At 69.5% G+C, this 5767-nt stretch carries 5 protein-coding genes; 1 reads left to right on the forward strand and 4 read right to left on the reverse strand.

Going from position 1 to position 5767, the window contains the following annotated elements; genetic code table 11:
• Positions 1 to 96: 96 nt before the first annotated feature.
• The gene (locus tag P409_RS24460) at positions 97 to 2163 is read right to left on the reverse strand and encodes a M3 family metallopeptidase (protein WP_034844750.1); all 2067 of its coding nucleotides are present in this window, start codon (positions 2161 to 2163) and stop codon (positions 97 to 99) included.
• A 306-nt stretch (positions 2164 to 2469) separates the two neighbouring features.
• Here P409_RS24460 and P409_RS24465 point away from each other — a divergent pair, with 306 nt between their 5' ends.
• Positions 2470 to 3513 carry a calcium-binding protein gene (locus tag P409_RS24465; protein WP_052121341.1) on the forward strand — a complete coding sequence of 348 codons (1044 nt, stop codon included), beginning with the start codon at positions 2470 to 2472 and terminating at the stop codon, positions 3511 to 3513.
• A 158-nt stretch (positions 3514 to 3671) separates the two neighbouring features.
• On the opposite strand, the gene P409_RS24470 is transcribed toward P409_RS24465, so the two are convergent.
• From P409_RS24470 to P409_RS24480, 3 genes are all read right to left on the reverse strand, one after another.
• Complete coding sequence (locus P409_RS24470; protein ID WP_034844751.1) at positions 3672 to 4913, reverse strand: YeeE/YedE family protein; 1242 nt, start codon at positions 4911 to 4913, stop codon at positions 3672 to 3674.
• Between the two features lie 145 nt (positions 4914 to 5058).
• Positions 5059 to 5418 (reverse strand): YidB family protein, encoded by a 360-nt coding sequence (locus tag P409_RS24475; protein WP_034844753.1) that lies wholly within the window; start codon positions 5416 to 5418, stop codon positions 5059 to 5061.
• 103 nt (positions 5419 to 5521) lie between these two features.
• The coding region (locus P409_RS24480; RefSeq protein WP_430515659.1) for a hypothetical protein at positions 5522 to 5767 on the reverse strand (246 nt) is incomplete at its 5' end.

Consider the following 5767-nt stretch of genomic DNA (forward strand, 5'->3'; position numbering starts at 1 on the left):
GCTGGTCCCGGCCTCGACAAAAATCCCCTCACCCGGAGCCGCTTCGCGTCTCCGACCTCTCCCGCAAGCGGGAGAGGCAACACAAACCGGATCCCTTTAGGCCGCCTCGGCCAGGCCGCGCTTTTTCAAGAGCGCCGCCGGCTCCGGCGGGCGGCCGCGGAAGGCGCGGTAGGCCTCGGCCGGGTCGCGGCGGTAGCCGGCGGAGTACACGAACTCCGCCAGCCGGCCGGACACCGCCGGGTCGAAGATGTCGCCCGCCTCCTCGAACGCGCCGAAACCGTCCGCGTCCAGCACCTCGGACCATAGATAGCTGTAATAGCCGGCGGAATAGCCGCTGCCGGCAAAGACGTGCTGGAAATGCGGCGGCCGGTGCCGCATCACGATCGCCGACGGCATGCCGATCCGCTGCAGCGTCGCCCGCTCGAACGCCGCCGGGTCGGAGGCATCGGCGCCCGCCGCGTGGAAGTCGAGATCGACCAGCGCCGAGGAGATGAACTCGACCGTGGCGAAGCCCTGGTTGAAGGTGCGCGCCGCCAGCACCCGCTGCAGCAGTTCCTCCGGCATCGGCTCGCCGGTGCGGTAGTGCAGCGCGTGGCGGCGCAGGATCTCCGGCCGTTCCAGCCAGTGCTCGTAGAGCTGCGACGGGAACTCGACGAAGTCGCGCGCCACATTGGTGCCGGCGATCGCCGGATAGGTCAGGTCGGACATCAGCCCGTGCAGGGCGTGGCCGAATTCGTGGAACAGGGTGCGGGCGTCGTCGAAGCTGAGCAGGCTCGGCGTGCCCTCCGCCGCCTTGGCGAAGTTCATCACGTTGACGACGATCGGGCGCACCTCGCCGTCGAGACTCTCCTGCTCGCGGATCGCCTCCATCCAGGCGCCGCTGCGCTTGGACGGCCGGGCGAAATAGTCGCCGTAGAACAGGCCGACGAAGCGCCCGTCCCGGCCCGTCACCTCCCAGGCGCGGACGTCGGGATGCCAGACCGGCACATCCTTCTGCTCCCGGAAGGACAAGCCGAACAGGCGGTGCGCCGTGTCGAAGGCCGCCTCGATGATGCGCTCGAGCTGCAGGTAGGGCTTCAGCTCGCTCTCATCGAGGTCGAACTCCCGCTTGCGCTGCTGCTCGGCGTAGTAGCGCCAGTCCCAGGCGGCGATCTCGAAATTGCCGCCCTCTTCCGCCACCAGCGCCTGCAGCTTCTCCTGCTCGCGCAGCGCGCGGGCCCGGGCTGGAACCCAGACCGAGTTGAGCAGGCCCAGCGCCGCCTCCGGCGTCTTGGCCATGGTGTCGGCCAGGCGGAAATCGGCATAGCTGGGATAGCCCAGCAGCCGCGCCTGCTCCGCCCGCAGCGCCACGGTCTCGGCGATGATCGGCCGGTTGTCGGCGGCCGCGCCCTCGCCGCGGGCGATCCAGGCCTTGAATGCCGTCTCGCGCAGGTCGCGGCGGGACGAGAATTGCAGGAACGGCTCGATGCTGGAACGGCCGAGCGTGATCGCATGCTTGCCCGGCTGGCCGCGATCGGCCGCGGCGGCGGCCGCCGCGTCGCGCAGCTCCTGCGGCAGGCCGGCCAGGTCGGCCTCGCCGTCCAGCATCAGGGCATAGGCCTTCTCGTCGGCCAGGACGTTCTGGCCGAACTGGGTGCCCAGCGTGGCCAGCCGCTCGACGATCTCGGACAGGCGGCGCTTCGCCGCCTCGTCCAGCCCGGCACCGCTGCGGGTGAAGCCGAGATGATAGCGCTCCAGCACCCGGTCCTGCTCCGGCGTCAGGCCGAGCGTGCCGCGGCGCTGGAACAGCGCATCGACCCGGCGGAACAGCGCCGGGTTCTGCTGGATCGCATTGTGGTGCCGGGCCAGCAGCGGCGCGATGTCCCGCTCCACCGCCTCGAGATCGTCATTGCTGTGGGCCGAGGTCAGGTTGAAGAAGGCGGCGGCGACCCGGCGCAGCGTGCGGCCGCTGCGCTCCAGCGCCGCGACGGTGTTGTCGAAGCTCGGCTCGGCCGGGTCGCCGGCGATTGCCGCGATCTCGCGGTCATGCTCGGCCAAAGCGGCGTCGAAGGCCGGGCGGAAATGCTCCACCGCGATCCGCTGCCAGGGCGGGCTGCCGAAGGGCGTGGCCCATTCCGCGAGCAGCGGGTTGGCGGCGGTCTGGGTCGGCTGGTCGGGGCTCATCGGGTGCACCGCTGTGATCTGGATCCTTGGCCGCCAGACTAGCCAGGATCGCCGCCCCATGTCAGCAGCCCTGGCGCCGGCCCGGACGGAACCGGATCGTCGGGGCAGCATTCTCATTCCGAGATTTAAAATCTTGTAAATTTTGCATTGCAGCAAAATACTCCAGATATTGAATCACCTTCATAAAGATTTAATCACAGAACTACTGTCGCCGCGGTGGCGATTCCTATCCTGCGTCGCTAGCATATCCCCATATTCCAACGAAGAGCCGCCGGGCCGGAGCCCGGGGCCAGCAGGGGTTTGCAGATGACGACGCTGATTGTGAACGCACCGAACGGCATCGACGGTGCGGGATTCTCCTTCGATGCCCTGGGGCAGCTCGATTTCGACAATCCCAGGATCGCCTCCCTTACCTCCACCGCCGGACACATCAATTTCGACGGGGTGTCGATCGACATCGCCGGCACCGGCCTCGGCATCGGCCTGTTCGGCATCACCGGCGTGGTGACCGGGCTGGTGCTGTCCCAGAACGGCGTCGCCATCGCCACCCTGTCCGGCATGTCGGCCAGCGCGGCGACGACCTATTCGCAGATTGCCAACAACGACTTCACCGGCCTGGCCAACAGCCTGTTCGCTGGCCATGACGCACAGACCGGGTCGCAGAAGGCGGACACGCTGTCCGGCCTGGCCGGCAACGACACGCTCAGCGGCCTCGCCGGCAATGACACGCTCGAGGGCGGCAACGGCAACGACGTGCTGCGCGGAGGGGCCGGGGCCGACCACTTGGTCGGCGGCTCAGGCATCGACACGGCGATGTACAGCGAAAGCTCGGTTGGCGTAACGGTCGACATCGCCGCCGGCAACGGCATCGGCGGCAACGCCCAGGGCGACGTGTTGAGCGGCATCGAGGGGGTCTATGGCAGCTCCGGCAACGACGTCCTTTATGGCGGCGCCACTGGCAACACCCTGGTCGGCAATGCCGGCAACGACGTGATCGACGGCCGCGCCGGCCAGGACAGCCTGGGTGGCGGCGCCGGGGCCGACCGCTTCGTGTTCGATTCGATCACGCACAGCAAGGTCGACGCGCCCGACCGGATCGCCGATTTCAGCCATGCCGAGGGCGACCGGATCGACCTGCGCCCGATCGACGCCAACACCGGTGCCGGCGGCAACCAGGCCTTCAGCTTCATCGGCGCGGCGGCCTTCGGCCACCATGCCGGCGAGCTGCACTATGCCATCACCGGCAGCGCCACCACCGTCTCCGGCGACGTCAACGGCGACGCCAAGGCCGATTTCAGCATTGTCCTGACTGGTGCGATCCACCTGGTTGCGGCCGACTTCCTGCTGTAGCGGGCGGACGTCAGAGACCCGTTTGAGAGTGCGCTGGCGCGAGTCGGCTGGCGGTGGTTTCGAGAACCGGAGCGCAGCGGACGTTTAAGTCCGTGAGCACCGGAAGCGCAGAAACCGCCGTCAGACGGCCACGCCAGTAGCGCTATCGAACGGGTCTCTCAGCAGCCGGTCAGGCGCGGCGTCCGCTCGACCTCCAGCCCGAAGGTCGGCCGCAGATACGTGCCGGCGACATTGCCGAAGAACGCCGCGACCAGCCACAGCCAGCCATGCAGGCTGCCGGAGGCGATGCCGGAGAAATAGGCGCCGATGTTGCAGCCATAGGCCAGCCGGGCGCCGTAGCCGAGCAGCAGCCCGCCGACCACGGCGGCGGCGACCTGGCGGCCGGGGATCCGCCACACCGGGGCGAAGCGCCCGGCCAGGCCGGCGGCCAGCAGCGCGCCGACGATGATGCCGATATCCATCACCGAGGTGATGTCGGTCAGGATGCTGCCGTTCAAGGCCGCGGCATTGGCCGGCTTCGCCCAGTAGGGCCAGCTGGCCGGGTCGAAGCCGACCAGCGCTGCCGCCTTGGAGCCCCAGAGGGCGAAGGCCGAGGTGATGCCCCAGGGCCGCCCGGCCAGGGCCAGGGTGACGAAGTTCAGCACCGCCAGGGCGACGCCGCCCCAGACCAGCGGCCAGGGCCCGCGCAGCAGCCGCTGCAGCCCGCGCATCGCCGGCGCTTCAGAGGCCACCAGGGCGCCGTGGATGCGGCGCTCGCGCAGCACGGTCAGGCCGGCGATCGCGGCGAAGAGGGCGAGGCTGAGCGCCAGCGCCGGCCACAGCCCGAGGCTGGTCACCAGCGATACAGGCGGCAGCGACGGCTGCGCCGTCCACCAGTGCAGATGCGCCGCGCCGATCGCCGAGCCGATGATGAAGAAGACCAGGGTCAGCACCATGCGGGTCGAGCCGCCGCCGACCGTGTAGAGCGTGCCGGAGGCGCAGCCGCCGCCGAGCTGCATGCCGATGCCGAAGAGGAAGGCGCCGACCACCACCGAGACGCCGAGCGGCGAGACATTGCCGCTGACCGGCTGGCCGAACAGGGTGCCGGCCGAAAGCGCCGGGAAGAACAGCAGCACGGCGACCGCCAGCATCACCATCTGCGCCCTGAGGCCGGCGCCGCGGCCATCGGCGATGAAGACGCGCCAAGCCGAGGTGAAGCCGAAGGCGGCGTGGTACAGCACGGCGCCGAGCGCCGCGCCCAGGATGTAGAGCGCCGCCTGGCGGGCATCGATCACCGTGGAGAGCAGCAGCACGCCGGCGAGCAGCACCAGCCCGGCCAGGCCGACGACGCGCCCGTTGATCGCCGGGGCAAGGCGGGGGCCGGCGGAGACATCCCTGCCCGGAAGACTGACTGTCGACATCACCTGAATCCGGAAGCGACCGCCGCCGTGGCGATCTCTCGCGGATCACATGGCCATGCCGTACAAAATGTCAATTCCAAAAAATCAACAGACCGGAAATGGATTTCCGGTCTGTGTCCGAGCCACGAGCCCGGAGGCCGAAGCGTCAGGCCGTCGCGGGCGGCAGCGTCCCGTTCGGCGTGGCGTGATCGACCGCGGCCGGCAGGTGCTGGGACAGGAAGGCCAGGACCTTGTCCGTGGGGATGCCGAGCGACGCCGCGATCTGCTGGACATGCTGGTCGCCCAGCGCGGCCTGGATCTGCTCGGCGCTGACCGGCAGGTTGCCGCCGGTGCCGATCCAGGAATTCACCTGGTCGCCCAAGCCGCCGGCCTGCAGCTTGGCCAGGATTCCCTGCAGCCCGCCGGCCTGGGCCAGGGCATTGGACAGCAGCGCCGGAATGCCCTCCGGCGCCTCCTTGGCGATGAGGTCGCCGACGGCGCCCTTGATGTTGTCGAACAAGCTCATGATCGACTCCCCGTCGCTGGGCGATGGAAGGGACAGTGACGCAGCACTCAGGTTGGGCGGGCGGCACGCGACGGTCAGGCCGGCGCGCCGCCCCGGCCCCGGATCAGCCCTTCAGGCGGGCGTTGCACTGGCTGTAGTAGCCGCCGCCCTTCTCGATCCAGCGCAGGCCGCCATTGCCGTTGTTGGCCTTGTTGGCGTTGTACTGGTCGAGGCAGGTGTGCATCCGCGCCTTGCCCGGGGTCTCGTTCGCGTATTTCGAACGAGACGGCCGTCGGGAACACCGCATTGCCGGCCGCCCGCAGGTGCTGCCGGAGCCGCGGCGGGCTTGGCGGCCGCAGCGGGCGCCGCC

This window comes from Inquilinus limosus MP06 (genome assembly GCF_000767795.1).
GTDB lineage: Bacteria > Pseudomonadota > Alphaproteobacteria > DSM-16000 > Inquilinaceae > Inquilinus > Inquilinus limosus_E.

Bases quoted from the DNA above. Each gene is read 5' to 3' on its own strand.
- P409_RS24465 (WP_052121341.1), top strand. From the start codon at position 2,470: ATGACGACGCTGATTGTGAACGCACCGAACGGCATCGACGGTGCGGGA.
- P409_RS24460 (WP_034844750.1), bottom strand. From the start codon at position 2,163: ATGAGCCCCGACCAGCCGACCCAGACCGCCGCCAACCCGCTGCTCGCG.
- P409_RS24475 (WP_034844753.1), bottom strand. From the start codon at position 5,418: ATGAGCTTGTTCGACAACATCAAGGGCGCCGTCGGCGACCTCATCGCC.
- P409_RS24470 (WP_034844751.1), bottom strand. From the start codon at position 4,913: ATGTCGACAGTCAGTCTTCCGGGCAGGGATGTCTCCGCCGGCCCCCGC.